This window comes from Mycetocola sp. Y719 (genome assembly GCF_056713205.1).
The window spans coordinates 512,178-535,956 of the sequence record NZ_JBWYGY010000002.1 but is presented as its reverse complement, the minus strand read 5'-3'; the positions used below and the strand labels follow the sequence as shown (position 1 = coordinate 535,956).

Annotated in this window: 22 protein-coding genes and 1 tRNA gene; 17 read left to right on the top strand and 6 right to left on the bottom strand. The window is 67.7% G+C overall.

The window, feature by feature from the left end; genetic code table 11:
• The first annotated feature begins 58 nt into the window (after window positions 1-58).
• Window positions 59-922, top strand: a complete 864-nt coding sequence (locus AC1M0F_RS08860) for an alpha/beta hydrolase (protein WP_480237862.1) — start codon at window positions 59-61, stop codon at window positions 920-922.
• Here AC1M0F_RS08860 and AC1M0F_RS08855 read toward each other — a convergent pair.
• Window positions 916-2,058 (bottom strand): epoxide hydrolase family protein, encoded by a 1,143-nt coding sequence (locus AC1M0F_RS08855; RefSeq protein WP_480237861.1) that lies wholly within the window; start codon window positions 2,056-2,058, stop codon window positions 916-918. The genes AC1M0F_RS08860 and AC1M0F_RS08855 overlap by 7 nt on opposite strands.
• Window positions 2,059-2,221: 163 nt before the next feature.
• On the opposite strand from AC1M0F_RS08855, the gene AC1M0F_RS08850 reads away from it, so the two are divergent.
• The gene (locus tag AC1M0F_RS08850) at window positions 2,222-3,958 is read left to right on the top strand and encodes a DUF4012 domain-containing protein (RefSeq protein WP_480237860.1); all 1,737 of its coding nucleotides are present in this window, start codon (window positions 2,222-2,224) and stop codon (window positions 3,956-3,958) included.
• A gap of 74 nt (window positions 3,959-4,032) precedes the next feature.
• Entirely contained in the window at window positions 4,033-4,578 is a 546-nt protein-coding gene (locus tag AC1M0F_RS08845; protein WP_480237859.1) for an LPXTG cell wall anchor domain-containing protein, read from the top strand.
• 55 nt (window positions 4,579-4,633) lie between these two features.
• On the opposite strand, the gene AC1M0F_RS08840 is transcribed toward AC1M0F_RS08845, so the two are convergent.
• Window positions 4,634-5,098 (bottom strand): GtrA family protein, encoded by a 465-nt coding sequence (locus AC1M0F_RS08840; protein WP_480237858.1) that lies wholly within the window; start codon window positions 5,096-5,098, stop codon window positions 4,634-4,636.
• Window positions 5,099-5,246: 148 nt separating this feature from the next.
• Here AC1M0F_RS08840 and AC1M0F_RS08835 point away from each other — a divergent pair, with 148 nt between their 5' ends.
• The 4 genes from AC1M0F_RS08835 to AC1M0F_RS08820 all read left to right on the top strand — a co-directional run bounded on the left by AC1M0F_RS08835 (window position 5,247) and on the right by AC1M0F_RS08820 (window position 8,583).
• Window positions 5,247-5,987, top strand: coding sequence for a glycosyltransferase family 2 protein (locus AC1M0F_RS08835; RefSeq protein ID WP_480237857.1), 741 nt, complete (start codon window positions 5,247-5,249; stop codon window positions 5,985-5,987).
• On the top strand, window positions 5,984-7,546 hold the full coding sequence (locus tag AC1M0F_RS08830; RefSeq protein WP_480237856.1) for a hypothetical protein: 1,563 nt from the start codon (window positions 5,984-5,986) through the stop codon (window positions 7,544-7,546). Before AC1M0F_RS08835 ends, AC1M0F_RS08830 begins: the two co-directional genes overlap by 4 nt.
• A gap of 135 nt (window positions 7,547-7,681) precedes the next feature.
• Window positions 7,682-8,449, top strand: a complete 768-nt coding sequence (locus AC1M0F_RS08825) for an SGNH/GDSL hydrolase family protein (protein WP_480237855.1) — start codon at window positions 7,682-7,684, stop codon at window positions 8,447-8,449.
• A 60-nt stretch (window positions 8,450-8,509) separates the two neighbouring features.
• Window positions 8,510-8,583 (top strand) — tRNA-Pro (locus AC1M0F_RS08820).
• 203 nt (window positions 8,584-8,786) lie between these two features.
• Here AC1M0F_RS08820 and AC1M0F_RS08815 read toward each other — a convergent pair.
• On the bottom strand, window positions 8,787-9,767 hold the full coding sequence (locus AC1M0F_RS08815; protein ID WP_480237854.1) for a metallophosphoesterase: 981 nt from the start codon (window positions 9,765-9,767) through the stop codon (window positions 8,787-8,789).
• Window positions 9,764-12,325, bottom strand: a complete 2,562-nt coding sequence (locus tag AC1M0F_RS08810) for a transglycosylase domain-containing protein (RefSeq protein WP_480237853.1) — start codon at window positions 12,323-12,325, stop codon at window positions 9,764-9,766. The genes AC1M0F_RS08815 and AC1M0F_RS08810 overlap by 4 nt, the downstream gene beginning before the upstream one ends.
• Before the next feature lie 62 nt (window positions 12,326-12,387).
• Here AC1M0F_RS08810 and sp36 point away from each other — a divergent pair, with 62 nt between their 5' ends.
• The 3 genes from sp36 to AC1M0F_RS08795 all read left to right on the top strand — a co-directional run bounded on the left by sp36 (window position 12,388) and on the right by AC1M0F_RS08795 (window position 14,031).
• The gene (gene sp36, locus AC1M0F_RS08805) at window positions 12,388-12,546 is read left to right on the top strand and encodes a Sp36 family protein (protein WP_480237852.1); all 159 of its coding nucleotides are present in this window, start codon (window positions 12,388-12,390) and stop codon (window positions 12,544-12,546) included.
• Window positions 12,546-13,007: a RidA family protein gene (locus AC1M0F_RS08800; RefSeq protein ID WP_480237851.1), complete on the top strand. Its 462-nt coding sequence runs from the start codon at window positions 12,546-12,548 to the stop codon at window positions 13,005-13,007. The genes sp36 and AC1M0F_RS08800 overlap by 1 nt, the downstream gene beginning before the upstream one ends.
• 187 nt (window positions 13,008-13,194) lie before the next feature.
• Window positions 13,195-14,031, top strand: a complete 837-nt coding sequence (locus AC1M0F_RS08795) for a DUF559 domain-containing protein (protein WP_480237850.1) — start codon at window positions 13,195-13,197, stop codon at window positions 14,029-14,031.
• Window positions 14,032-14,142: 111 nt separating this feature from the next.
• Here AC1M0F_RS08795 and acs read toward each other — a convergent pair whose 3' ends face one another.
• The gene (gene acs / locus AC1M0F_RS08790) at window positions 14,143-16,119 is read right to left on the bottom strand and encodes an acetate--CoA ligase (protein WP_480237849.1); all 1,977 of its coding nucleotides are present in this window, start codon (window positions 16,117-16,119) and stop codon (window positions 14,143-14,145) included.
• Window positions 16,120-16,532: 413 nt separating this feature from the next.
• Between acs and AC1M0F_RS08785 the strand changes: the two genes are divergently transcribed.
• The 5 genes from AC1M0F_RS08785 to AC1M0F_RS08765 all read left to right on the top strand — a co-directional run bounded on the left by AC1M0F_RS08785 (window position 16,533) and on the right by AC1M0F_RS08765 (window position 19,742).
• Window positions 16,533-17,636, top strand: a complete 1,104-nt coding sequence (locus AC1M0F_RS08785) for a TadA family conjugal transfer-associated ATPase (RefSeq protein WP_480237848.1) — start codon at window positions 16,533-16,535, stop codon at window positions 17,634-17,636.
• Entirely contained in the window at window positions 17,633-18,637 is a 1,005-nt protein-coding gene (locus AC1M0F_RS08780; protein ID WP_480237847.1) for a type II secretion system F family protein, read from the top strand. The genes AC1M0F_RS08785 and AC1M0F_RS08780 overlap by 4 nt, the downstream gene beginning before the upstream one ends.
• Before the next feature lie 108 nt (window positions 18,638-18,745).
• Window positions 18,746-18,943 carry a DUF4244 domain-containing protein gene (locus AC1M0F_RS08775; RefSeq protein WP_480237846.1) on the top strand — a complete coding sequence of 66 codons (198 nt, stop codon included), beginning with the start codon at window positions 18,746-18,748 and terminating at the stop codon, window positions 18,941-18,943.
• 2 nt (window positions 18,944-18,945) lie between these two features.
• Window positions 18,946-19,374: a TadE family type IV pilus minor pilin gene (locus tag AC1M0F_RS08770; protein ID WP_480237845.1), complete on the top strand. Its 429-nt coding sequence runs from the start codon at window positions 18,946-18,948 to the stop codon at window positions 19,372-19,374.
• A complete protein-coding gene (locus AC1M0F_RS08765) occupies window positions 19,374-19,742 on the top strand; it encodes an Rv3654c family TadE-like protein (protein WP_480237844.1) in 369 nt (122 codons plus the stop codon). Before AC1M0F_RS08770 ends, AC1M0F_RS08765 begins: the two co-directional genes overlap by 1 nt.
• 145 nt (window positions 19,743-19,887) lie before the next feature.
• Here AC1M0F_RS08765 and AC1M0F_RS08760 read toward each other — a convergent pair whose 3' ends face one another.
• On the bottom strand, window positions 19,888-20,130 hold the full coding sequence (locus AC1M0F_RS08760; RefSeq protein WP_480237843.1) for a hypothetical protein: 243 nt from the start codon (window positions 20,128-20,130) through the stop codon (window positions 19,888-19,890).
• A gap of 120 nt (window positions 20,131-20,250) precedes the next feature.
• On the opposite strand from AC1M0F_RS08760, the gene topA reads away from it, so the two are divergent.
• Together topA and tmk are read left to right on the top strand one after the other, a co-directional pair.
• Entirely contained in the window at window positions 20,251-23,106 is a 2,856-nt protein-coding gene (gene topA / locus AC1M0F_RS08755) for a type I DNA topoisomerase (protein WP_480237842.1), read from the top strand.
• Complete coding sequence (gene tmk, locus AC1M0F_RS08750; RefSeq protein ID WP_480237841.1) at window positions 23,106-23,741, top strand: dTMP kinase; 636 nt, start codon at window positions 23,106-23,108, stop codon at window positions 23,739-23,741. Before topA ends, tmk begins: the two co-directional genes overlap by 1 nt.
• Window positions 23,742-23,779 lie beyond the last annotated feature (38 nt).

Below are 23,779 nucleotides of genomic sequence, written 5' to 3'. Positions count from 1 at the left end.
GTCGTGGCCCTACCGTCGAGGTGAGGGGATCTCGGCCTGGCTGCGAGCGGAGGACGGCATGACGGACGACAGTTTGCTGACGGACGCCGAGCAGCAGGAGATCGACAGGGCCAATGCCTCCGGACTCATCCCCGTCGTCTTCGTCCACGGACTCTGGCTGCTCTCCAGCAGCTGGGACCGCTGGCGGGCGCTGTTCGAGGATGCGGGCTACACGACCATCGCCCCTGTCTGGCCGGATGACCCGGAAACGGTCGCGCTGGCCCGGCAGGACCCGGATGTCTTCGCCCACAAAATGGTCGCGCAGGTCACCGACCACTACCTCGACGCGATCGGAAACCTCGAAGCCCAGCCCGTTGTCATCGGTCACTCCTTCGGTGGGCTGATCGCCCAGCGCCTCGCGGGCACGGGAGCATCCGCGGTCACCGTGGCGATCGACCCCGCGCCGTTCCGAGGGGTGCTGCCCCTGCCGTTGTCGTCGCTGAAGTCCGCATCGCCTGTGCTCCACAACCCGGCGAACACCAGGAGGTCGGTGCTGCTGACCTTCGAGCAGTTCCGCTATGGCTGGGCGAACGCGCTCACCGATGAAGAAGCCCACGAACTGTACGAGGGCTTCCATGTGCCGGCGTCCGGCGTTCCGCTGTTCGAGGCCGCAACGGCGAATCTCAACCCGTTCACGGATGTGAAGGTCGACACCCTCAACCCGGATCGCGGTCCGCTCCTCATCATCTCGGGGGAGAAGGATCACACCGTGCCGTGGGAGATCGCCAACGCGTCGTTCAAACGACAGCAGAAGAATCCGTCACTGACCGAGATCATCGAGATGGCGAACCGCGGGCACTCGCTGACCATCGACCACGGCTGGCGTGAGGTGGCCGAGACCGCACTCGAGTTCGTGCAGCGCAACTCCCACACGGCTCACTGACCGAGCGAAGCGACGAACTCCCGAATCTCGGAGGCCATGAGATCCGGCTCCTCGTGCGCGAGGAAATGGCCGCCGCGCTTCGGCTCGTGCCAGAACCTGATGTCTGAACACGCGCGTTCGGCGATGCTCATCGGATAGCCCACCATGCCGGGTTCTGAACTCAGGGTGAAGGCGGCAGGCACGTCGATGAGCGGCCGGGGTGCGTTGTGCTCGAAGTCGAGGTACTGCCGGAACGAGGTGCCGATCGACTCCGTGACCCAGTACAGCGTGACGAGCGTGAGCAGGGTGTCCCGATCGAACCGGGACTCCAGGTCGCCGTCGCAATCGCTCCAGTCCCTGAGCTTGTCGACGATCCACGCTGCCAGCCCTGACGGCGAATCGATCAGGGCGGATGCCACGGTGTCCGGCCTGGTCTGCATGATCCAGCTGTAGCCGGCATCCGTCGTGTCGTAGGCCTCCTCCGCGTCGAGGAATGCCTGCTCCTCGGCCGCGACCGGCTCGTCGAACGTCGCAGGGAACGGCGGGTGGATCATGTGGATGCCGATCACGTTCTCCGGATACTTCGCGCCCAGCCAGGCTGCGACCGTGCCGCCGATGTCGCCTCCGAACGCGGCATAGTGGTCGAAGCCGAGCCCGTCGGTCATCAGCGCGTGCAGGTCGTCCGCGACCTTCTCCCTCGTGAACGGGCCGTCAGGCAGATCGGAGAACAGGAATCCGGGCAGGGAGGGAATCACGACATCGAAGGCGAGGCCGGCCGGCGCCCCGAAGCGTGCCGGGTGAGCGAGACGGTCGGCAAGGGCGAGCATCTCGGTGAATGCACTGGGCCAGCCGTGGCAGAGGACGATCGGCACCCGGGTGGTGGCGTCCCCAACAGCCGGGATGTGGGCGTAGTGGAGCGTCCGTCCGCCGAGGTCGGCCTGGAACTGCGGCACGTCGTTGAGGGCGGCCTCCTGTGAGCGCCAGTCGAACCCGTCGGCCCAGTACGCCACGAGGCCCCGGAGATACTCCGGGTCGACCCCCGCCTGCCACGGTGTCGCAGCGGATGCCGTGGGGAACCGGGTGCGCTCGAGACGTTCGCGGAGGTCGGCGAGGGTCGCGTCGGAGATGTCGATCGTGAACGGCTCGGTGGTCACCATGCCGACACTCTAGGGCGAGGTTCTCCCCGACCGCGAAAATGTCCTCCCACCCGGCCGGCAACGGTGACCCCCGTTTAGGCGCAGGACAGCGTGGCGCCGACCACCTAGGCTCAATGTGAGTAATCATCACGTTCACAAACCTGAACCCGAAGCGGGCGCCTGAATGACAACTACGACTGAGCTTCCGCCACGCGCGCCGGTCAGGGTCTTCCTTCTATGGACCCTGCTGGTGCTGCTGGTCGGCGCCATAGCTGCCGGCCTGTGGATCGGGGTCCGCGGCGCATCGGCCGCAGACGAACTCTCGCAGGCGCGATCCCTCGCCTCAGGGCTCAGCGCGGCGATGGGGGCTGGAGACGTCGAGGATGCCGCTGACGCGATCGAGGAGGCATCCGGGCACACCGCGTCCGCCGTCTCGCTCACGAGCGACCCGGTGTGGAGGGCGGCCGAGTGGGTGCCGCTGGTCGGGGCGAATCTCGCCGCCGTCCGCCAGTCGGCCCAGGCCGTCGACGACCTGGTCACCGAGGTCGCTTCACCCCTGTTGCCGCTCGCAGGAGAGCTTGACGCCGGATCGTTCGCCGGAGCATCCGTCCCGATCCAGCCCCTGGTCGATGCGGCGCCGACCGCCGCAGAGGCCAGGAAGGCCGCCGAGGGGATCTCCGAACGGGTCGATGCGATCCAGACCGGACAGGCCCTGCCGTTCGTGCGCGATGCCGTTGCGGAACTCACCGACCTGGTCGCCGATGTGACGCACGCCGTGCAGGCCATCGACCGGGCGACCACCCTTCTCCCCGCGATGCTGGGTGCGGATGCGCAGAGGAACTACCTCGTCCTGTTCCAGAACAACGCCGAGCTGCGTGCCTCGGGCGGGCTGCCTGGGGCGACGGCTGTGCTCGCCGCCTCCGACGGCGAGATCACCCTGGCCGCGCAGCGCTCGAGCATGGACTACCCGCGGCTGGCCGAGCCGGCTCTGCCGCTGACCGCCGCGGAGGCGGGGTTGTACGGAACGATCCTCGGCAGGTACGTGCAAAACGTGAACCTGACGCCGGACTTCAGCAGGACGGGAGCACTCGCGCAGGCGATGGCGGAACCCGTCGTCGGCATGCCGATCGACGGTGTCATCGCCATCGACCCATACGTGCTCTCCTACGTCCTGGAGGCGACGGGACCTGTCGAGCTGGCGGACGGGAGCGTGCTGTCCAGTGACAACGCCGTCCGCGTGCTGCTCAGCGAGGTGTACGGCAGCATCGAGAAGCCCGCGGACCAGGATGCGTTCTTCGCCTCGGTCACCAGGGAGGTCTTCGCCGCAGTGACCTCAGACGACGTCGATCCCGCACGGCTCCTGGCCGCGATCGTGCAGGGAAGCGACGAAGGCCGCATCCGGCTCTGGAGCGCGGATGCCGCCGAGCAGGAGGCGCTCGCCGAGACCACGCTGGCCGGGGTGCCGTCGACCGATTCCGATCCGGTGCTCGGCGTCTACCTCAACGACGCCACCGGCGGAAAGATGGGCTACTACCTCGACGGACTCGTCACGTCGACATGCGCAGGCACGGAGCGCCGCGTCACTGTCGAGCTCACGAGTGAGGCGCCCGCAGACGCGGCGACCAGCCTGCCCGGGTTCGTCACCGGGAACGGCGTGTACGGGGTGCCCGCAGGCTCGATCCGCACCCAGGTGCTCATCGTCCTTCCGCCTGGCGCTCGCGCCGTCACCCAGGCCGACTCGGAGCGGACGGTCGTCAGGGACGACGCCGGACGGGTCGTGGTGGCCCAGCTCGTCGAGGTCGAGCCCGGTGGGTCGGTGAGCGTGGTCGTCGACTACGCGGATGCCTCGACCGCGCGGATCGACACCACGCCTGGGCTCGCTGTCAACAGCCCCGAAAGGGGACAAGCGGAATGCTCCTGATCGCCAGAAAGTGAGTTATTCTCACGTTAGGAGAGCACGCCAGTGCGATCCGGTCCCAGACAAGGAGAGATCCCGTGACACCGACCCGAACCCTCGCGGCAGCGTCCCTAGCGCTGCTCGCCGTCCTCGCAGCGCCTGCCCCGGCGTTCGCGGACACCTACCCACCCGGAGGCGGCGCGGCCGTCGTGAGCGTCGCGTGTGAATCGACGTTCAACGCCGAACCCGGCTATTTCAGCCCCGGTGAGACCGTCACGATCGAGATCCTCGCCGACAGCGCTGACGCCGCCGCACAGAGCGACGCGGACGTCGCGGGCTCGTCCATGTCGAAACACACGGCGGCCGCCGACGGCAGCCTCGTCTACACCCTGCCGAAGGGTACTGCCGACGCTTCGCAGTACGAACTGACGACGTGGGGATCGACCAGCCCTGAGCGTGGCCCGATCCTGTACTCGGCTGCGCAGGAATGCCTCGATGCCTCGCCGACGGCGGAGGAGGCGGCCCAGCCCGGGCTGCCGAACACCGGAGCCGACCTGTCCTGGCTGTGGCTGTCAGGCGGCCTCATCTTCACCGGCCTCATTGCCCTCGGAGCGGTCCACCTGGTCCGTCGTCGCTCCGTGTGAGCCGACCGTGGTCGTCGCCGACCCCAGACAGTTCGGCGACGACCGCGGGAGGTGGTCAGCTCGGGGAGCGCTCAGAGGATTCCTCGGCCGTCGCCCGCGGGCGCACCCCGCGGAACACGATGTAGTGGTAGAAGAGGAACCGCACGAGCACAACGATGACGATGCTCACGAGGTTCACGATGTTGACGATCACCGGGCCCGGGGAGTGGAACAGGCTGACTCCGAGCGCGAGGATACCGGCGCCGAGGACGGTGCACGCGGCATTCACCACGATGAAGAGGACGATCTCGAGCGCACGACCGTGATGTCCCCTGTGCTTGAACGTCCACTCGCGGTTTCCGAAGTACGCGTTCACCAGCGCGATGAGGGACGCGATGATCTTCGACGCCACCACGTCCACCCCGAGCGCATAGTGCAGCAGGTTGAACACAGCGATCTCAATCAGGGTGGAAATCGCTCCGACGGTAAGGAAGCGCGTGCCGAGTACGGCGAGTCGGCGGAAGCGGGTCTGGGTGGCCATTCTGCCGTCAACCGTACTTCACTTTCGGCGCATCGGCCCGCCGACCCGGCTTCGGCAGGTGAGGGCTGTTCGCTCGACTACGCTGAACGAAAACATGTCCGCTAAGGCCCTGGGGAGTGCCGTGCCCTTGCACCATCTTGCTGTAGTGATGCCGGCCTACAACGAGGCCGAAGGGCTGCCGGGTTTCCTGCACGAGATCCTCGCGCACGTCTCACCGCTGGCCGACAGGGTCAGCATCGTCGTGGTGGACGACCGCTCGACCGACGGAACGGCATCCGTTCTGCGCACACTCGAAGCCGAGCTGCCGCAGCTCGTCGTCGTTCACGCCGAGAGCAACCAGGGCCACGGTCCGACCGCACTCGCCGCCTACCGGGCCGGCCTTGCGCTGGGAGCGGATGCTCTCGTGCACGTCGACGGGGACGGCCAGTTCCTCGGAGCCGACTTCCCTCGTCTCGTGCGAGCGCTCGAGTTGCCAGGGGTCGACGTCGTCCACGGCGTTCGGCAGCACCGGAGCGACCCGTGGTTCAGGACCGTGCTCACCGGCCTCGTCGGCACACTGGTCTTCCTCTCGGTCGGCCGTCGGATTCCGGATGTCAACACTCCGCTCCGCGCGTACCGCCCCGGCGCGATCGCCCAGCTGCTCCAGCTCGTGCCGGACGACGCCCTCGTGCCTCACGTGCACTTCTCGCTCGCCGAACGACGCCTCGGCTTCACCGTGCGCTACGTGAAGGTCGAGAGCATCCCGCGCAGGGGATCGACCGCCGCCGGCACGATGTGGGGAGAGTCGGACGCGCCACGGCTTCCGCCCCGGCGACTCCGCGAGTTCAGCGCGCGGGCGATCTCCGAAGTGTGGCGGGTGAGCCTCAGGCCACGTCGCAGCCGATCATGACCCGGGTCGATGGGGCCGTGTCGCGTGCCCCGGGGAACCGCCCGTGGGCATCCGTTCTGTTCTGGTCCGTGCTCGGACTTGTCGTCGTCGCCCAGGTGGTCGTCGTGGTCCCCGGATTCACCGTCATGCGGCTCTGGGAGGATGAGGCCTTCAACCTGACCGTGCCGATCAACCTGCTCGACGGTCTCGGCTACACCAGCGACGGAACGCTCTCGGGGAGCCGGCTCACGCCGTTCGACCCGCGCATCTCGACCGGCCCTGTCGTGCTGCTTCCTGTCGCTGCGGTGCTTGCGCTCGGGGTGGATCCGGTGATCGCCGGTCGCGCCGTCGTTCTCGTCTTCTACGCCGGGCTGCTCGCAGGTCTCTGGCTGCTCGGCCGGCGGATCGGCGGCCGGTGGGCCGGCCTGGCCGCCGTCACCGTTCCGCTCGGCCTCAACACGTGGGATTCGGCGTCGCCGATCCAGACGCCCATCGACGTACTCGGCGAAGTGCCTGCGGCCGCGCTCGTGGTCTGGGCGCTGTGGGCGTTCCGTGACCGCCCGTGGCTGGCGGGACTCCTCATCGGGTTCGCGCTCGAGACGAAGACCATCGCGCTTCTCGCGGTACCGGCGATCGCGGTCGGCGTGTTCTTCACGGTGGAGGGGCAGGCGTTCTGGCTGCGGGTGCGACGGGTGGTGTTCTGTGGGCTGTTCGCGCTTCTCCCCGTCGCCGCCGTCGAACTCTGGAAGCTGATCGCGCTCGGGCCCGCAGGCTACGTGGACGTGACGAAGCAGTTCGGCTACTTCCTCCTCTCCGGCGGCCAGGGTGACAACCGCGTCCCGTTCGCATCCAAACTCAGCGGGCTGGTCACCTCCTGGTTCTCTCCGGCCATCCTGCCCGTCCTCCTGATCCTCGTGTTCGTCGTCGTCGGAATCCTCGTCATCGTCCTGCAGCGGCGGCAGGCTCTCCCTCCGCTCCCGACGGATGCTTCCGCCCGCGAACTCCTCGTCCTCCTGTCGGCGACACTGGTCGGCCTGGCCACCTGGATCGGCTGGTGGGCGCTGTCGAGCCACCTCCCGGTGTGGATCAGGCATCCGTCCCCTGGTCTGTTCGCTTTCGTTCCCGTGCTCGCCGCCTTCCTCGTGCTGGGCGCCCGGCTGCTCTGGAACGCGCGGTCATCCGGTGCGCCGGCCAGGCGGACCGGTCTGCGGGCCGCTGCCGTCGCGGCATCCGTGCTGCTGGCCCTGACGCTTGCCGTGCAGGTTCGCGGCCACGTCGGGATCGCCGATCATGTGCGGTACGGCGAGACGCTGGGGGAGCAGCGGACGGCCGCCGCAGCCGTCGGTGTGCTCGGCGAGGAGACCCTGGCGAGCAGCTGGGGGCCCGCGGTGTCCGTGATCGTGCTGTCCGGGGCGCGCGCAGCCCTCGTCGACGCACCCGGGTTCGCCGGGACGACGAGACTCTACGCAAACTACGACGTGTCAGAGGCCGGGCTGGACCGGTTCGACGACGCCCTCGAGGCGGTGTGTGAGGACGTGCCCCTTCGCATCGGGCACTACGCGATGTGCATCCCACGCTAGGGGCGCGTGCCGCGGCATCCATCCATCGTGCACACATCGCGCTCTGGGAGCGGATCCGGGTCGATTCGCGCACGATCACCGTGTGACTGACCGCGCCGATTGGAGTCGTCCGCTCGCCCGGTCTAGGCTCGACGGATGCCTTCCAGCCCCTTCACCCGCTCCCTGGCCGCCGTCAGGTGGCCGGTGATCGCCGGAACCGGCCTCGTGCTGGCCGGTCTCGTCGCCGGCAGCGCACTGCTGCTCGGCGCAGCGGGAACGGAGCAACCGGCGGCCGGGACCGCCGGCGTGCAGACACGAACGACGGCATCGGATGCCGACGGCCCCCTGAACCCGGGCTCAGACGCCCTGTTCTTCGGAGACTCGTGGACCTGGGGCTACAGCGCCGAGCCGCCGACGGAGGGCATGGCGTACACGGCCGCCGCTGAACTGGAACTCGATGCAACGGTCGACGGCGTACCGGGGACCGGCTTCGTCAGCCCAGGCCCAGGCAACGAGGGCTCCTTGGCCCGGCGGCTCACCGCGCTCGACCTCGACGCGGTGCCCGAGCTCGTCGTGCTGCAGGGCGGCACGAACGACACCGAGTCCACGCCGGAGAACATCGCGGCGGCACTGACCGCAGCCGTGGACGTCGTCGAGAAGCGCTGGCCGGAGGCGACGCTCGTCGTCGTCGGTCCCGGGCCGCGCACCTGGCCGGCGGAACAGCGGCTCTCCGCCGTCGACGCCGTGCTGTCCGGCACGGCGGCCGACCTCGGGATCGACTACATCTCACCCCTCGCCGAACGCTGGATCACCGAGGCCACGGCGCCGACGGTGCTCGACCAGTCGACGTCGCACCCGGGCACGGCCGGGCACGCGTACCTGGGCCGGGAGCTGGCCGACAGCATCCGGGAGCTTCTCGGTTGAGCCGGCCGCGGTCTCGCGGGCTGAAATTATCGGCTATTCTTATTGAGGCCTCCGGGCCATCGGGGTGTGGCGCAGCTTGGTAGCGCGCTTCGTTCGGGACGAAGAGGTCGTGGGTTCGAATCCCGCCACCCCGACAGTCAGACCGTTCGGTTCCGCAAGGAGCCGGGCGGTCTTTTTGTTGCCGCCGTGCGGATGCCGTGACGGCACCAGACAAGGAGAAAGCCCCGAGGCAAGGACGCTCCGCCTGAGGCATCCTTGCGCGGGGGCGTCGTCCTTATGCCGTGCTGGCGGCCGGACCCGGGATCGGCATGAGCCGGATGTGAACGTCTGCCCGGTGCTACTTTTCGCGCGCGACGAGGGTGAGCAGCGTCGCCTCCGGCCGGCAGGCGAACCGCACGGGCGCGTAGATCGAGGTGCCGAGGCCGGCGCTGACGTGCAGGAACGCCGAGCGCAGGGCGTGACGCCACAGGCTGAGCCCCTTCACCTGTGCGCGCGGGATGTCGCAGTTCGTGACGAGCGCACCGTAGCCGGGAACGCAGACCTGGCCGCCGTGGGTGTGGCCGGCGAGGATGAGGTCGGCCCCGTGGTTCACGAACGAGTTCAGGACACGCTGGTACGGCGCGTGCACGACTCCGATGTGCACGACGTGCTGCAGGCCGGCATCGTCGGTCTCGAGCGATTCGTCGTCCTGCTGGCTGTCGAGGAGACCGGTGAGCAGGTCGAGGCGGTCGGCGCCGATGTGCGGGTCGTCGACACCGAATACGTCGAATCGCGTGTTCTTGATCGTGACGCTGCCGACCGCGTTGTTCAGGTTCTGCCAGCCGAGGGCATCCGTGAAGAAGGCGTCGAGGCGCCGGGTGTCGAGGTTGCGCTTGCGCGGGTGATTGCCCGGACGGCCGGCGCTCGACGGGCCGGTGAAGTACTTCAGCCAGTTCTTGTGCATCGGGCCGTAGTAGTCGTTGGAACCGTGTACGTAGATGCCGGGGATGCCGCCGAAGTCCGCGAAGGCGCGTTCGACGCCCGGGATGCCGTCCTCGTGCCCCAGATTGTCTCCGGTGTCGACGATGAGGTCGGGCTTGAGTCGAGCGAGCGACCGGATCCAGTCCTGCTTGTCGTGCTGCCACGGCGCCATGTGCAGGTCGCTCAGGTGCAGGATCGTGACGGATGCCGCGCCCTTCGGCAGCACGGGAACGGTCGCGTGGCGCACCGTGAACAGGCGGCGTTCAACGAGGGAACCCCACGCGAACGCTGCCGTGCCGAGAAGGGCCAGGGTGCCGAAAGCACCCCAGACCCCCCGGCCAGTCGTGGACCCGGTCAATCGCACTTCTGTTTTCTGACGGTGAGAGTGATCTCGTCCTCAGCTTTCGCGGCTGTGCCTGGCGCAGGATCCTGCGCCGTCACCGTTCCAGGGCCCGCTCCGGCCCCGTTGTCCGGTTCACACACTTCTTTCACGTTGGCGTACCCGGCACCGGCCAGGGCGCCGCGTGCGGCATCGGGCGCGGCGCCGACGACGTTCGGGACAGTCGGCGACGGTGTTCCTGTCGACGGCCGGATGGTGATGGTCGAGCCGGTGGAGACCGACGCGCCTGCGCCCGGGTTCGTGGAGGCCACGAGACCCGCCGCGACGCTGGAGGCGATGGGCTCACCGATCTGGGTACCGAATCCGGCGTTCGCGAGCGTCGCGGCCGCTGCCTCGACCGACTGGCCGGCGACATCCGGGACCTTGATCTGCTTGGCGCGGATCAGGGCGTCGTCAGGCGCGGCGAACTTGTCTCCGCCGTACTTGTCGATCGACGACCGGAGGATGCCCGAGAAGATGCCGAACTTCGCACTGAAGCCGGTGACGCCCTCGTTCACGACGACGTCGTACATGCTGTCTTCGCCCTTGACGTTGCCGACCCAGAGCGACGTGATGGCATTCGTCGTTCCACCGGTGATCCACGAGTGCATCGCGTCATCGGCTGTTCCGGTCTTGCCCATCAGGGGAGCGCCGCCGACGGCCGCGCGAGACGCGGTTCCGCCGCCGTCGAAGACGGTTTCCATGGCGTATGCCGCGGTGTTGGCGACCTCGGGCGTGACCGCCTGCGTGCAGGTGCTCTTCGGCGGGGCGATCTCTTCACCGTCAGGCCCGACCACCTTGTCGATGGCGATCGGTGAGCACGTCAGACCCTGTGCCGCGATTCCGGCGATCGCCGTCGCGAGCGACAGCGGTGCGATCTCGTTGGAGCCGAGGAGGGTTGCGGGCAGACGCTTCAGATCTGCTCCGTCGGCGCGGTGCACGCCCATGTCCTGAGCCGTCTGGAAGATGTCGCACATGTCCAGCTTCTGCGCCATCGCGACGAACGCCGTGTTCACCGAGCGTCGTGTCGCCTCGATCGGCGTGATCGCCCCCGGGCTGGTGCCGTCATAGTTCTTGGGGGTGTATGGCTGGGTGTAGTTGCCTGAGCAGCTGTCGTTCCACTTGGAGAACGTGCGTTTCGACCCACTCACCGATTCCCGGAGTGAGTGACCGTTCTTCAGCCAGTCGAGCAGGATGAACGCCTTGAACGTCGACCCGACGTTGAAGCCGCTCGACCCGCCATAGGCGCGGTCAGTGTTGTAGTTCACAGACGTGTAGGAGTTGTCGGCTTCAGAGAGGGCGGCGTTGTTGCTGTACGTCTTGTTCTGGGCCATCGCGAGAATGCGGCCGGTCTTCGGCTGGACCGTCACGGCCGCCGTTCCGATGTCGGTGTTCGTCATCTTCTGCGGGATGTACTTGTTGATCGAGTTCGCCGTTGCGACCTGGAGGTCGTAGTCGAGGGTCGTGTAGACCTGCAGGCCGCCGCGCTTGAGTGTCGCCGCGCGGGCCTCTGGTGTTGCGCCGAAGGCTTCGTCCTTCTGGATGACACGGGTCACGTAGTCACAGAAGAACGCCATGCTGCTTGCGGTCGTGCAGCCGGTGCTCGGCTGCTGGATGTTCGGGGTGATCGGCACTGCCTTGGCTGTTGCGTGCTGCTCGGCGGTGATCTTGCCCTCTTCGAGCATCTTGTTGATCACGTAATCGCGACGTTCCAGGGTGGCGGCGTAGCCATTGGCCGCGCCATTCGTCTCGCTGTCCGGCATGTCGATCCGGAGCCGGGACGGGTAGTTGACGATGGCGATGAGCGTTGCGGCCTGCTCGATGGTCAGGTTCGCGGCTGTGACGCCGAAGTAGTACTTCGCTGCCGCCTGGATGCCATATGTGCGGGCGCCGAAGTTGGCGATGTTGAGGTACCCGAGGAGGATGTCGTCCTTCGCGTAGTCCTTCTCGACCCCGATGGCGTAGCGCATCTCCTTGAGCTTGCGGCTCGCGCCCTCGGCACCGCTCGCGGTCGTCGCGTCGTCGGCACAGGCCTGAAGTTCTTCGTCGTCCTTCGAGTCGATCTCGCACTGCTGCACGAGGACGTTCTTCACGTACTGCTGCGTGATCGACGATCCACCCTGGGTGGTTCCGCCGATGACGTAGGTCTTGAGGATGGCTCGCGTCGTGCCCATGACGTCGATGCCGCCGTGCTCGTAGAAGCGCGGGTCCTCCGCTGCGACTGCAGCGTCCTTGGCGAACTGGGAGACCTGCTCCCATGCCACTTCCTCACGGTTCTGGTCGAAGAACGATGCCAGGAGCACCGGCTTGCCGTCGGAGGTCTGCGCGAAGATGTTGGTCTTCTCCATCGACTGTCCGACCTTGAGGTAGTCGGGGAGTCCGTCGAATACGCCGATGGCGTTGTTGGCGGTCATCCCGGTGACAGCGAGGGCAGGGGTGACGGCAGCGGTGATGAGCAATCCGGCGGCAGCACTCAGGCCGATGAAGCCGAGGAACCCCCCGAGCACACCTCTAGCCGTGCGTTTTTGTTCAGGCATAGGATCGAGTTTAAGCGACAAATCTGAAAAACCGCCTTTACCCGGACATACAAGAGGAAAACATGCCCCGCTGGGAGTACATCACCACCCCGCTGATGATTCATAACACCGCCGCCATACTGAACAACTGGGGCAGTGACGGCTGGGAACTCGTGCAGGTCGTCAACGGTCCTGAGGGCGGCCTCGTCGCCTACCTGAAGCGTCAAGTGGCGGATGCCTGATGTCGCGGATCGCGGATCGTCTCGCTGAACTCGGACTCACCCTTCCCGCCGTCGCGACGCCCGTCGCCGCGTACGTTCCCGCCGTCGTGCAGGGCAACCTGGTCTACACCTCAGGGCAGCTGCCGTTCGTGGACGGCACCCTGCTCGCCACCGGCAAGGTCGGCGGATCCGTGTCGGCCGAAGACGCGAAGTCGTACGCGGCGACCTGCGTGCTCAACGCGCTTGCGGCCGCAGACAGCGTGATCGGCTCTCTCGACCGGGTCACCCAGGTCGTGAAGGTCACCGGCTTCGTGGCATCCGACCCGTCGTTCACCGGTCAGCCCGGTGTCATCAACGGTGCGTCCAACCTGCTCGGCGAGATCTTCGGAGACGCCGGCATCCACGCCCGCTCGGCCGTCGGTGTTGCTGTGCTGCCGCTCGACGCGCCCGTCGAAGTGGAGCTCGTGCTCGCGTTCGCGTAGTGCCCGCACGTTTAGCAGGAGATCGCACGGTTATCAGGATGCGTTCGGGCATTCCGTCCTGATAACCGTGCGATCTCCTGTTTTGCGTCTGCCCGGCCGTCTCCTGCACAGCCGGGGTCGCTCGCCGAGCTGTCCACAGACCGGTGATCACACGGCGTGACCAGCTCCGTTCCGCCATCGTCGATGGATGGACGTTGAGGAATGGGTGCGGCGCAACGGGCGGATCGCGCACACGAGCGACATCATCCGGGCCGGTGGCACGAAATACGGGATCCGTGCGTCGCTGGCGTCAGGGACGCTGAGTCGCGTCCGGCGTGACTGGCTCGCGATTCCCGATTGCGATCCGGCACTCAGAATGGCTGCCATGCATGGTGGGCGGCTGACGTGTCTCACCGCCGCGCAGCGCTACGGACTGTGGACGGTGGCTCATACCGAGATACACCTGGCAGTGCCGAGGAACGCCGGCCGGCTGCATCTGCCACCGAACGTCAAAGCTCACTGGTCCATGGGCCCGGTGTCGTCGTCGTCCTTGCAGCTTCTCGACTCGCTCGAGAACGTGCTCGTCCGGGTCGCCGAGTGCCAGCCCTTTGAGGCCGCGGTAGTGGTTCTCGACTCCGCGCTCCGGCTCAGGAAGGTCTCGCCCATGCATCTGCGACGGGTGGTGACCCGGTCGACGCGGTTCGCGGCCGCCGTGGAAGCCGCGAGCGAGTTCTCAGACTCGGGTATCGAGTCCATCCCACGTATCCGTCTGGCCCGGATCGGAGTCGAGATGCGTCAGCAGGTCATCATCGACGACCACCCCGTCGACGGCCTGATCGGTGATCGTCTCATTCTGCAGATCGACGGGTACGGCCCTCACTCGAGCGCGGATCGCCGCCGCCGCGACCTCCGACAGGACGCTCGCCTCACGCTCATGGGCTATACGGTTCTGCGGTTCGACTACGCGCAGGTCGTGGGGGACTGGGCCTACGTCCAGGCCACGATCCTCTCCGCAATGGCTCAGGGGCTGCACCGTGCCACCTGACAGCGCCGTGTGGGCAATCGCACGATGAACAGGAGATCGCACGATTTTCAGGATGGAATCGAGCTTTTCGTCCTGATAACCGTGCGATCTCCTGTGGCGCGTTCGCCCGCTCTACCTCGCCGTCACCTGCCCGGTGATGATCTGCATCACCGTCGTGTCTGCGAGCGTGGTAGTGTCGCCGACCTCGCGACCCTCGGCGACGTCCCGCAGCAGACGCCGCATGATCTTGCCCGACCGGGTCTTCGGCAGCTCGTTGACCACGAACACGTCACGCGGACGCGCGATCGGGCCGATCTGCTCGCCGACGTGCGTCCTCAGCACCGCGGCGATGTCCTCCACGGCAGAGGACTCCTCGAGCATGCTCTCCTTGATGATCACGAAAGCCACGACGGCCTGGCCGGTGGTGTCGTCGTGCGCACCGACCACAGCGGCCTCAGCCGTGAACGGATGCGCGACGAGGGCGGACTCGATCTCCGCGGTCGACAGGCGGTGACCCGAGATGTTCATCACGTCGTCGACGCGGCCGAGCAGCCAGATGTCGCCGTCGTGGTCGAGACGCGCACCGTCGCCGGCGAAGTACAGGTTCTTGGCCCCGAACTTCTCCCAGTACGTCTCCTTGAATCGCTCCGGGTCGCCCCAGATGCCGCGCAACATCGATGGCCACGGCTCGGTGACGACGAGGAGTCCGCCGTTCCCTGACCCGACGTGCTCGCCGTCGTCATCGACCACATCGATACTGATACCGGGGATCGGAACCTGCGCGCTGCCCGGCTTCGTCTGGGTCACGCCCGGGAGTGCGGAGATCATGATGGCGCCGGTCTCGGTCTGCCACCAGGTGTCGACGATCGGGGCGACCTTGGCGCCGATCACCTTGCGGTACCACATCCACGCCTCAGGGTTGATGGGTTCGCCAACCGACCCGAGCAGGCGGATCGACGACAGGTCGAACTGCTTCGGGATCTTGCGTCCCAGCTTCATGAACGAACGGATGGCGGTGGGCGCCGTGTAGAAGATCGACACCTTGTACTTCTCGATGATCTCCCACCACCGACCGGGGTGCGGGGTGTCGGGGGTGCCTTCGTAGAGCACCTGGGTCGCACCGTTGGCGAGGGGTCCGTAGACGACGTAGCTGTGACCGGTGACCCAGCCGACGTCCGCCGTGCACCAGTAGACATCCGTCTCGGGCTTGAGATCGAAGACCGACTTGTGGGTGAACGCGCTCTGCGTCAGGTACCCGCCGGACGTGTGCAGGATGCCCTTCGGCTTTCCGGTGGTGCCTGATGTGTACAGGATGAAGAGCGGGTTCTCGGCCGGGAACGACTCCGGGGTGTGCTCGGGGCTGGCCTTCGCCATCTCCTCGTGCCACCACAGGTCCTTGTCGGTCCAGTCCACCTCGTTCTCGCCGCGCTTGACGACGAGCACGTTGGTGACGGTGTCCTGGGGGCCGAGGTCTCCGCGGGCGCCGAGCGCGGCATCCACTGCGGGCTTCAACGCAGAGACCTTGCCCTTGCGCCACCCGCCGTCTGCGGTGATGACGAGTTTCGCGCTGGCGTCGTCGACACGCGAACGGATGCTGTCGGCGCTGAATCCTCCGAAGATGACCGAGTGCACGGCACCGAGGCGCGCGACGGCGAGCATCGACACGACCGCCTCGGGAATCATCGGCAGGTAGATCGCGACCCGGTCGCCCTGCCCGATGCCGAGGCCGGAGAGCACGTTCGCGGCGCGCTTGACCTCTTCGGTCAGCTCTGCGTACGTGACGGTCCTGCTGTCGCCCTGCTCACCCTCCCAGTGCAACGCCACCCGGTCGCCGTTGCCGGCTTCGACGTGACGGTCGAGGCAGTTGTATGCGACGTTCAGGCGACCGTCGTCGAACCACTTCGCGAACGGAGGGTTGGACCAGTCGAGGGTGTTGGTGAACGGAGTCTCCCAGTGCAGGAGCTCGCGCGCCTGGCGAGCCCAGAATCCCAGTCGATCGGCATTCGCCTCGTCGTAGAGCGCTGCGGTCGCCACCGCGTCGGCGGCGAATTCCTGTGTCGGAGGAAACTTGCGGTGTTCATGCAGGAGATTATCGATCTGAGTGTTCATCTTGTGGCTTCTCGCTCCTTCGCGGTCGGTTCACGGGGTCACCCCTGTGTGACTCATACAGACTGTACTCCGATCGACGCAGCCTCTTTTGTGCAGTGTGCACGGGCAAAAGTGCGCGTTTGCAGGCGGTCCACTGTTTGGGGGACTCGCCCGGGCTGCACAGGTGTTGCGCCGCCGTCGTTTGCGCGTACACTTGGGCTCGGCCGAATTCTTAATTCGTGCGTGCGACGTACAGATTCCCCCCAATCGAGCGTCGCGTGTGGCGGCATCCATTCCCCCCAATGGATGTCGCCCTCTAATTTTCCGGCCGGTCTCCCGCGGCCGATCCCTCCACCGCGAGACGCGCGAAACGCGTTCTCCACGGATGCCGGCCGGCCGGTTCTGGATCACCCCGGGCTGCGTACCCTCACAGCATGAGCGATCGATTCGTGGCGGCTCCTGTGCTCGGTGCCCCCTCAGCGGCGACGGCGCGGCCGGAGCGCGGGTCCGGCGCCGGAACAGGTTCGCCCGGGTCCGACGGCATCCGTGCGGGACCCGCTGTCGACCTTGCCGACGCCAGGCTGGCCCGGATGCGAATCGCCGCCGAGTTCGGCCCCCTCGCTCCATACCTGGTGGGCACAGACGTGACGGACCTCTTCGTCAACGGCGACACAGGGCTCTGGGTCGACCGGGGCGACGGACTCGAGCGGGACTCCGCGTGGGCGATGGCGGAGCGACCGTTGCGCGAGCTCGCTGTGCGGCTGATCGCGCTCGGCGGCCGCCACATCGATGAGGCGACGCCGTGTGTCGACGTCCGGTTGCATGGTGGGGTTCGCGTCCACGCGGTCCTTCCGCCGGTGTCGGTGAGCGGGACGCTGCTCAGCATCCGGGTGCCGCAGGTGCGGCGGTTCCGACTCGGCGACCTCGCCGAATCGGGGATGTTCGGAGCTGATCCCACGGTCGCGGTCGCCCGGCTTCTGCGCGCCGTCGCGGACCGCACCAATCTCCTCGTCACCGGCGCGGGGGGATCCGGAAAGACCACTCTGCTCGGCGCGCTGCTCGCCGAAGCGCCACACAGGGAGCGGATCGTGGCCATCGAGGATGTCGCCGAACTCGGCGTGGAGCATCCCCATTTCGTCTCGCTGGAGTCCCGGCAGGCGAACCTCGAGGGTGCAGGGGCGATCGGCCTGGAGCGGCTGCTGCGGGAGGCGCTGCGGATGCGGCCGGACCGGCTCGTTGTCGGGGAATGCCGCGGCGCGGAGGTCAGGGAGCTGCTCGCTGCCCTCAACACCGGCCACGACGGCGGCGCCGGCACGCTGCACGCCAACTCGTTGCGCGACGTGCCGGCACGGATCGAGGCGCTCGGTGCGCTCGCGGGCATGACCCCGGACGCCGTCGCACGCCAGACGGTGAGCGCCATCGGCCTCGTGCTGCACCTGGAGCGGGAGGACGGCGTGCGTCGGCTGGCGCAGCTGGGCCGGTTCGAGCTCGACGGGCACGGACGGCTCGGCATCAGCCCCGAAGGACCCGTCCCGTGACGGGGAGGGATCGCACGCCGCCGATCGAACGGGTGGCAGCCGTCACCGAACGGCTGGCCGTGCTCCTCGCCGCAGGGGTTTCGCCGTCGGCGGCGTGGGGATACCTGGCTGCGGCCCCCGGTGTCCGCACCAGGTCGCGCCGGCAGCCGCCGACCGTCGTCGACAGCGTCGTCGCGGCGGCCGCAGCGGCGGCCGCGGATGGCACGGATGTCGCGGCCGCGATCGCCGCGGCTGCGCAGGGGGCGGGGCGGCGGTCCGGAAAACGCGCGAGGGCATCCCCGGTGGCGGATGCCTGGCTCACGGTGGCCGCCGCGTGGTCCGTCGCGATGGAGACCGGTGCGCCGCTCGCCGGATGCCTGCACGAACTTGCGAGGTCCCAGCGCGCTCTCGGGCAGTCGCAACGGGACATCGAGGCAGCCCTCGCCGGGCCTCGGTCGACGTCGCGACTGGTGATGATCCTGCCGCTCGTCGGTCTGCTGTTCGGCCTGTCGCTCGGCTTCGACACCGTCGGCACCCTGGTCGGCACGATCCCCGGTGCGGTCTGCCTGGTGGCCGCAGCGGCGCTCATGCTCCTCGCGTGGCGCTGGTCGGCTGCGATGGTGCGCCGTTCGACACCCCGGTCGAGCGCGCCGGGGCTGGCCATCGACCTCACGGCGATCGCGATGTCGTCCGGGGCATCCGTCGACCGGGCGATCGCGGTGGTCGAGTCGGCGCTCGCCGCGTTCCGGCCGGACTTCTCAGCGGATCACGCGGACCGGGCGGCGATCGACGGAGTCCTCGCGCTATCGCGGGCGGCCGGGGTGCCGGCAGCCGACCTGTTGCGCGGGGAGGCGGACCAGGTTCGACGGGATGCCCGATCCACCGCCCAGCAGGCAGCGGCGGCGCTGGCCACGGGGCTGATGCTTCCGCTCGGGCTGTGCATCCTTCCGGCGTTCATGCTCGTCGGGGTGGCACCGCTGATGATGAGCGTTCTCTCCTCCACAGTCCGGGGAATCGGGTGAGGTTTCCCACCGATCCGCTGCCGGCGCTTCCGCCGGGCGCCGGACGCGCGACGATGGAGGTCCTCGCGCCAGTGGAACCGCATCGCACGATGCAGAAAGAAGGAAGACATGGCGCGAATTCGGGACAGGGCTGCACGGGTTGCCGGGCGGCTGGGAGACGAGACCGGAGCGGCGACGGCGGAGTACGCGATCGCGACGATGGCCGCAGTCGGTTTCGCCGGGCTGCTCGTCGTCATCATGCGCTCAGACGAAGTCCGCGGGATCCTCACCGATCTCATCCGCCGGGCACTCACGGTCAACGGCTGATCATGCCGGTCAGTCATATCGGGTTCGGCGGCGATCCCGTTCGGGCGGGCCGCCGCCGGGCGCTCCCGCGTGGCGCAGGGGAGAGGGCAGGGCCCTCTGGCGAGTCGGGGAGCGCTGCCGCCGAGTTCGCCGTGGCGATCCCTGTCGTGATTCTCGTGCTCGGGTGCTGTCTCGGCGCGATTCAGGTCGCGTCACAGCAGGTACGGCTGACGGATGCCGCGGCAGACGCGGCCAGAACGCTCGCCAGAGGTGACCCCGCCGCTGTGGCCGCGGCCCGTGTGCACCGTGTCTCAGGGGCGGCGCAGATGAGCGCGTCGACCCAGGGCGACTTCGTGTGCGTCGCGCTCAGTGCGCCGGCGAGCTTCGGACCGGCGTCGCTCGCCGGACTGCGAGTGCGCGCCTCGGGCTGCGCGCTCGCCGGAGGGCTCTGATGGCAGACCGTGACCGCTCTGGCTCTGGCGGCTCGGAATCCGGGTCGGGTTCCGTCCTCGCCGTCGCCCTCGTGGCATCCGTCCTGTTGCTGACCGGGATCGCGCTTCCGCTCAACGCCGCCCTCACCACTCGGCAGCTCGCTGCGAACGCCGCGGACGCTGCGGCACTGGCCGCGGCCGACACGGCATCCGGCCTCGTGCCCGGTTACCCCTGCGAGAACGCGGCCGAGGCGGCCAGGCTCAACGGAGCCTCACTGGGCGACTGCGCGGTGGACGGACTCGAGGTGCGGGTGACGGCGTCGAAGGTCGTGCTCGGGGCCACCGTCACGGTCGAGGCACGCGCCGGGCCACCGCCTCACGCGCGGTGAGTTTCCGGTCGCGGCATCGTTGCGCACACCAGAGCGTGCCGCATGCAGAGAGCGTGCCGAACGTGGGCCAGAACGAGAATGCACAGGTGTGCAGCACTCCTCCTGGCGCGAAGACGACCCCCACAACGGGAGTGCCGCCCCGGCGCTACTCTTCGTCGAAGTTCGTCGTCAGGAAACGGTAATTCACTGCGCTCGGACGGTCGGAATCCTCCGACTCGAACTCCTGCCCCGCAGCGCGTGCATAGATATAGGTCTTGCCGCCCTGCGCGGCGACGTCCACGGTGGGGCGCGGATCACCCGACTCGAGGAACTCGGCCGACATCGTCTTGCCTTCCAGCGGCCCGTCGGTGAGCTTGGCTGTGTAGGTCGTCGTCGTTGATGCGCTCATAGCCCCCATTCTGCTCTTTCCTGCGGTCTAATCAAGGGCCCACGACGGATGTGACGCCACGGGCGGATTAGGTGGACACCGGGAATACGTGTGTATGGTGTGCACGACGAAGGGAGTCGGGTGCCAGGAACACGCAAGCTGGTCATTGTTGAGTCGCCGACCAAAATGAAGTCGATCGCCGGATACCTCGGCGACGGCTACGAGGTGCTGAGTTCCGTGGGACACATTCGTGACCTCGCCGAACCCAAGAACCTCCCGGCTGAACTCAAGAAGGGCGCCCTCGGCAAGTTCGCTGTCGACGTCGACAATGACTTCGAGCCCTATTACGTGGTCTCCGACAACAAGAAGAAGACGGTGGCGGAGCTCAAGCGAGCGCTCAAGAACGCCGACGAACTCCTGCTCGCGACTGATGAGGACCGCGAAGGTGAAGCCATCGCGTGGCACCTGCTCCAGGTGCTCCAGCCGAAGGTTCCCGTCAAGCGCATGGTGTTCCATGAGATCACCAAGGACGCCATCCTCGCCGCCAAGGACAACACCCGCGACCTCGACGTCGCCCTCGTCGACGCCCAGGAGACCCGGCGCATCCTCGACCGTATCTACGGGTACGAGATCTCCCCCGTGCTCTGGCGCAAGGTCGGACCGAGCCTCTCGGCCGGTCGCGTCCAGTCGGCAGCCACCCGGCTCATCGTCGACCGCGAACGGGAACGCCTCGCCTTCACCGCCGCCGTCTACTGGGATCTCACCGCCCAGGCGGCGCCGGACGCAGACGCCACCCACTTCGAGGCCCGCCTCGTGCGCCTCGACGGCCAGCGCGTCGCGACCGGCCGCGACTTCGATGACACCGGAAAGCTGACAGGCAAAGCCGTCACGCTCGACGAGCAGGGCGCACGGTCGATCGCCGCAGCGCTCGCCGACCCCGCGGCATCCGCCGTCGTGTCGAAGGTGGAGTCGAAGCCGTACTCGCGTCGCCCAGCAGCCCCGTTCACCACGTCGACCCTGCAGCAGGAAGCGGCGCGCAAGCTGCGTTTCTCGGCCAGGCAGACGATGAGCGTCGCCCAGTCTCTCTACGAGAACGGGTACATCACCTATATGCGTACCGATTCGCCCTCGCTCTCGAGCCAGGCGATCAACGCGGCCCGCGCGCAGGCCACTGCGCTCTACGGCGCCGAGACCATCCCGGACAAGCCCCGTCTCTACGCCGGCAAGAACAAGAGCGCGCAAGAGGCCCACGAGGCCATCCGCCCGTCCGGCGACACCTTCCGCACCCCTTCGTCGCTCTCCGGCAGTCTCCGTGGCAACGACTTCAAGCTGTACGACCTGATCTGGAAGCGCACCGTCGCCAGCCAGATGGCAGACGCCAAGGGCCAGACCGCCACGGTGACGATCGAGGCGCAGGCCGACGGCAGGCTCGCCGAGCTGACGGCATCCGGAACGGTCATCACCTTCCGTGGATTCCTGCACGCCTACGAAGAGGGCCACGACGAGGAACGCAACGCGAGCGACAACGCCGCCCGTGAAGCGAAGCTGCCGCCGTTGACCCAGGGTCAGAAGCTCCAGCTCACCGACGTCGAAGCCAAGGGCCACGAGACGTCCCCGCCCCCTCGGTACACGGAGGCGAGCCTCGTGAAGACGCTCGAAGAGCTGGGTATCGGTCGCCCGTCGACGTACGCGCAGACCATCGCCACGATCACCGACCGCGGGTACGTCACCGCGCGCGGCCAGGCGCTGATCCCCTCGTGGATCGCGTTCAGCGTCGTCCGGCTGCTCGAGGAGCACTTCAACGACCTCGTCCAGTACGACTTCACCGCTGAGATGGAGGAAGACCTCGACCGGATCGCCGGCGGCGAGCAGGACCGCACCGAATGGCTTCGTTCCTTCTATTACGGCAGCGACCAGCACAGGGGCCTCCGCACCGTCGTCGACAACCTCGGTGACATCGACGCCCGCGAGATCAACTCGCTGCGCCTCTCCGACGCGATCACCATCCGCATCGGCAAGTACGGCCCATACCTCGAGGTGACGGATGCCGACGCGCCGGCCCAGGCGGACGGCGAACCGGCCACCCCGCGCCGGATCAACATCCCCGAAGACCTGGCGCCTGACGAACTCACCCTCGCGAAGGCGCAGGAGCTCATCGACGCTCCAGTGCTCACCGACCGTGTCATCGGGCTGAACCCCGAGAACGGCAAGGAGATCGTCGCGAAGGACGGCCGGTTCGGCCCCTACGTGACCGAACTCGAACCCGAGGTGGTCGAAGAGCCCGCCGTCGACCTCGCCACGGGTGAAGTGACGGATGCCCCGAAGAAGAAGGCGCCGGCGAAGAAGAAGGCCGCAGCGGTCAAGCCGCGCACGGCATCCCTCTTCAAGTCGATGTCACTCGACCAGATCGACCTCGACACTGCGCTGAAACTGCTCTCGCTCCCACGCGTCGTCGGCGCCGACCCGGAGACCGGTGAGGAGATCACCGCGCAGAACGGCCGGTTCGGACCGTACCTGAAGAAGGGCACTGATTCCCGGTCGCTCGAGAACGAAGACCAGATCTTCGACATCGAACTGCCCGGAGCTCTCGAGATCTTCGCGCAGCCGAAGTACGGCAACCGCCGTGCCTCAAGCGCGCTGAAGGAATTCGAGGCCGACCCGGTCAGCGGAAAGCCGATCAAGGTGAAGGACGGCCGTTTCGGCCCGTACGTCACAGACGGCGTCACGAACGCGACGATCCCGAAGGCCGAGTCGGTCGAAGAGGTCGACTTCGACCGGGCAGTGCAACTGCTCGCCGACAAGCGCGCCAAGGGCCCTGCCGCTCCGCGGAAGAAGGCGCCGGCCAAGAAGCCCGCAGCCAAGAAGCCCGCGGCGAAGAAGCCGACCGCTGCCGCCGCCAAGAAGGCCGCGGCGACCTCGAAGACCGGGGCCTCCACCGCAACCGCCAAGAAACCCGCCGCTCGGAAGCCGGCAGCGAAACCCGCACCGGCCGAGTAATGGGCACGACGGATTCGTACCCCGGGCTGTTCATCACCCTCGAGGGTGGTGACGGCTCGGGCAAGTCGACCCAGGCCGCCGAGCTGGAGACCTGGCTGAGGGAGCAGGGCCGCGAGGTCGTGCGCACCCGAGAACCGGGTGGCACTGACGTCGGAATCGAGATCCGCGAGATCGTGCTGCACCACCGCGGCGAGATCGCCCCACGGGCCGAGGCGCTCCTCTACGCGGCCGACCGTGCGCACCACATCAGCACCAAGGTGCGCCCGGCGCTCGAACGCGGGGATGTCGTCATCCAGGACAGGTTCATCGACTCCTCCATCGCCTATCAGGGCGCAGGACGCGACCTCGGCATCGACGAAGTACGCGACCTCTCGATGTGGGCCACCGGCGGGCTGATGCCCGACCTGACGATCCTGCTCGACCTCGACGAGGACGCCGCCCGGTTGCGGCTGGACTCGGCGCGCACGCGGTTCGACCGGCTCGAGAACGAGGCCGCCTCGTTCCATCGACGTGTCCGCGAGGTCTACCTCGAGCTCGCTGCCGCCGACCCCGCGCGCTTCCTCGTTCTGGATGCCACGGATGCCGTCGCGACGCTGGCAGACAGCATCCGGTCGCGGGTGTCGACCCTGCTCTGACCGGTTCGGCACCGATCGGTTCCGATGGCGCGATCGAC

Bases quoted from the DNA above. Each gene is read 5' to 3' on its own strand.
- AC1M0F_RS08840 (WP_480237858.1), bottom strand. From the start codon at position 5,098: ATGGCCACCCAGACCCGCTTCCGCCGACTCGCCGTACTCGGCACGCGC.
- AC1M0F_RS08825 (WP_480237855.1), top strand. From the start codon at position 7,682: ATGCCTTCCAGCCCCTTCACCCGCTCCCTGGCCGCCGTCAGGTGGCCG.
- AC1M0F_RS08765 (WP_480237844.1), top strand. From the start codon at position 19,374: ATGGCAGACCGTGACCGCTCTGGCTCTGGCGGCTCGGAATCCGGGTCG.
- AC1M0F_RS08850 (WP_480237860.1), top strand. From the start codon at position 2,222: ATGACAACTACGACTGAGCTTCCGCCACGCGCGCCGGTCAGGGTCTTC.
- AC1M0F_RS08830 (WP_480237856.1), top strand. From the start codon at position 5,984: ATGACCCGGGTCGATGGGGCCGTGTCGCGTGCCCCGGGGAACCGCCCG.
- AC1M0F_RS08760 (WP_480237843.1), bottom strand. From the start codon at position 20,130: ATGAGCGCATCAACGACGACGACCTACACAGCCAAGCTCACCGACGGG.
- acs (WP_480237849.1), bottom strand. From the start codon at position 16,119: ATGAACACTCAGATCGATAATCTCCTGCATGAACACCGCAAGTTTCCT.
- AC1M0F_RS08800 (WP_480237851.1), top strand. From the start codon at position 12,546: ATGTCGCGGATCGCGGATCGTCTCGCTGAACTCGGACTCACCCTTCCC.
- sp36 (WP_480237852.1), top strand. From the start codon at position 12,388: ATGCCCCGCTGGGAGTACATCACCACCCCGCTGATGATTCATAACACC.
- AC1M0F_RS08770 (WP_480237845.1), top strand. From the start codon at position 18,946: ATGCCGGTCAGTCATATCGGGTTCGGCGGCGATCCCGTTCGGGCGGGC.
- AC1M0F_RS08835 (WP_480237857.1), top strand. From the start codon at position 5,247: ATGCCGGCCTACAACGAGGCCGAAGGGCTGCCGGGTTTCCTGCACGAG.
- AC1M0F_RS08795 (WP_480237850.1), top strand. From the start codon at position 13,195: ATGGACGTTGAGGAATGGGTGCGGCGCAACGGGCGGATCGCGCACACG.
- AC1M0F_RS08785 (WP_480237848.1), top strand. From the start codon at position 16,533: ATGAGCGATCGATTCGTGGCGGCTCCTGTGCTCGGTGCCCCCTCAGCG.
- AC1M0F_RS08860 (WP_480237862.1), top strand. From the start codon at position 59: ATGACGGACGACAGTTTGCTGACGGACGCCGAGCAGCAGGAGATCGAC.
- AC1M0F_RS08855 (WP_480237861.1), bottom strand. From the start codon at position 2,058: ATGGTGACCACCGAGCCGTTCACGATCGACATCTCCGACGCGACCCTC.
- AC1M0F_RS08775 (WP_480237846.1), top strand. From the start codon at position 18,746: ATGGCGCGAATTCGGGACAGGGCTGCACGGGTTGCCGGGCGGCTGGGA.
- tmk (WP_480237841.1), top strand. From the start codon at position 23,106: ATGGGCACGACGGATTCGTACCCCGGGCTGTTCATCACCCTCGAGGGT.
- AC1M0F_RS08810 (WP_480237853.1), bottom strand. From the start codon at position 12,325: ATGCCTGAACAAAAACGCACGGCTAGAGGTGTGCTCGGGGGGTTCCTC.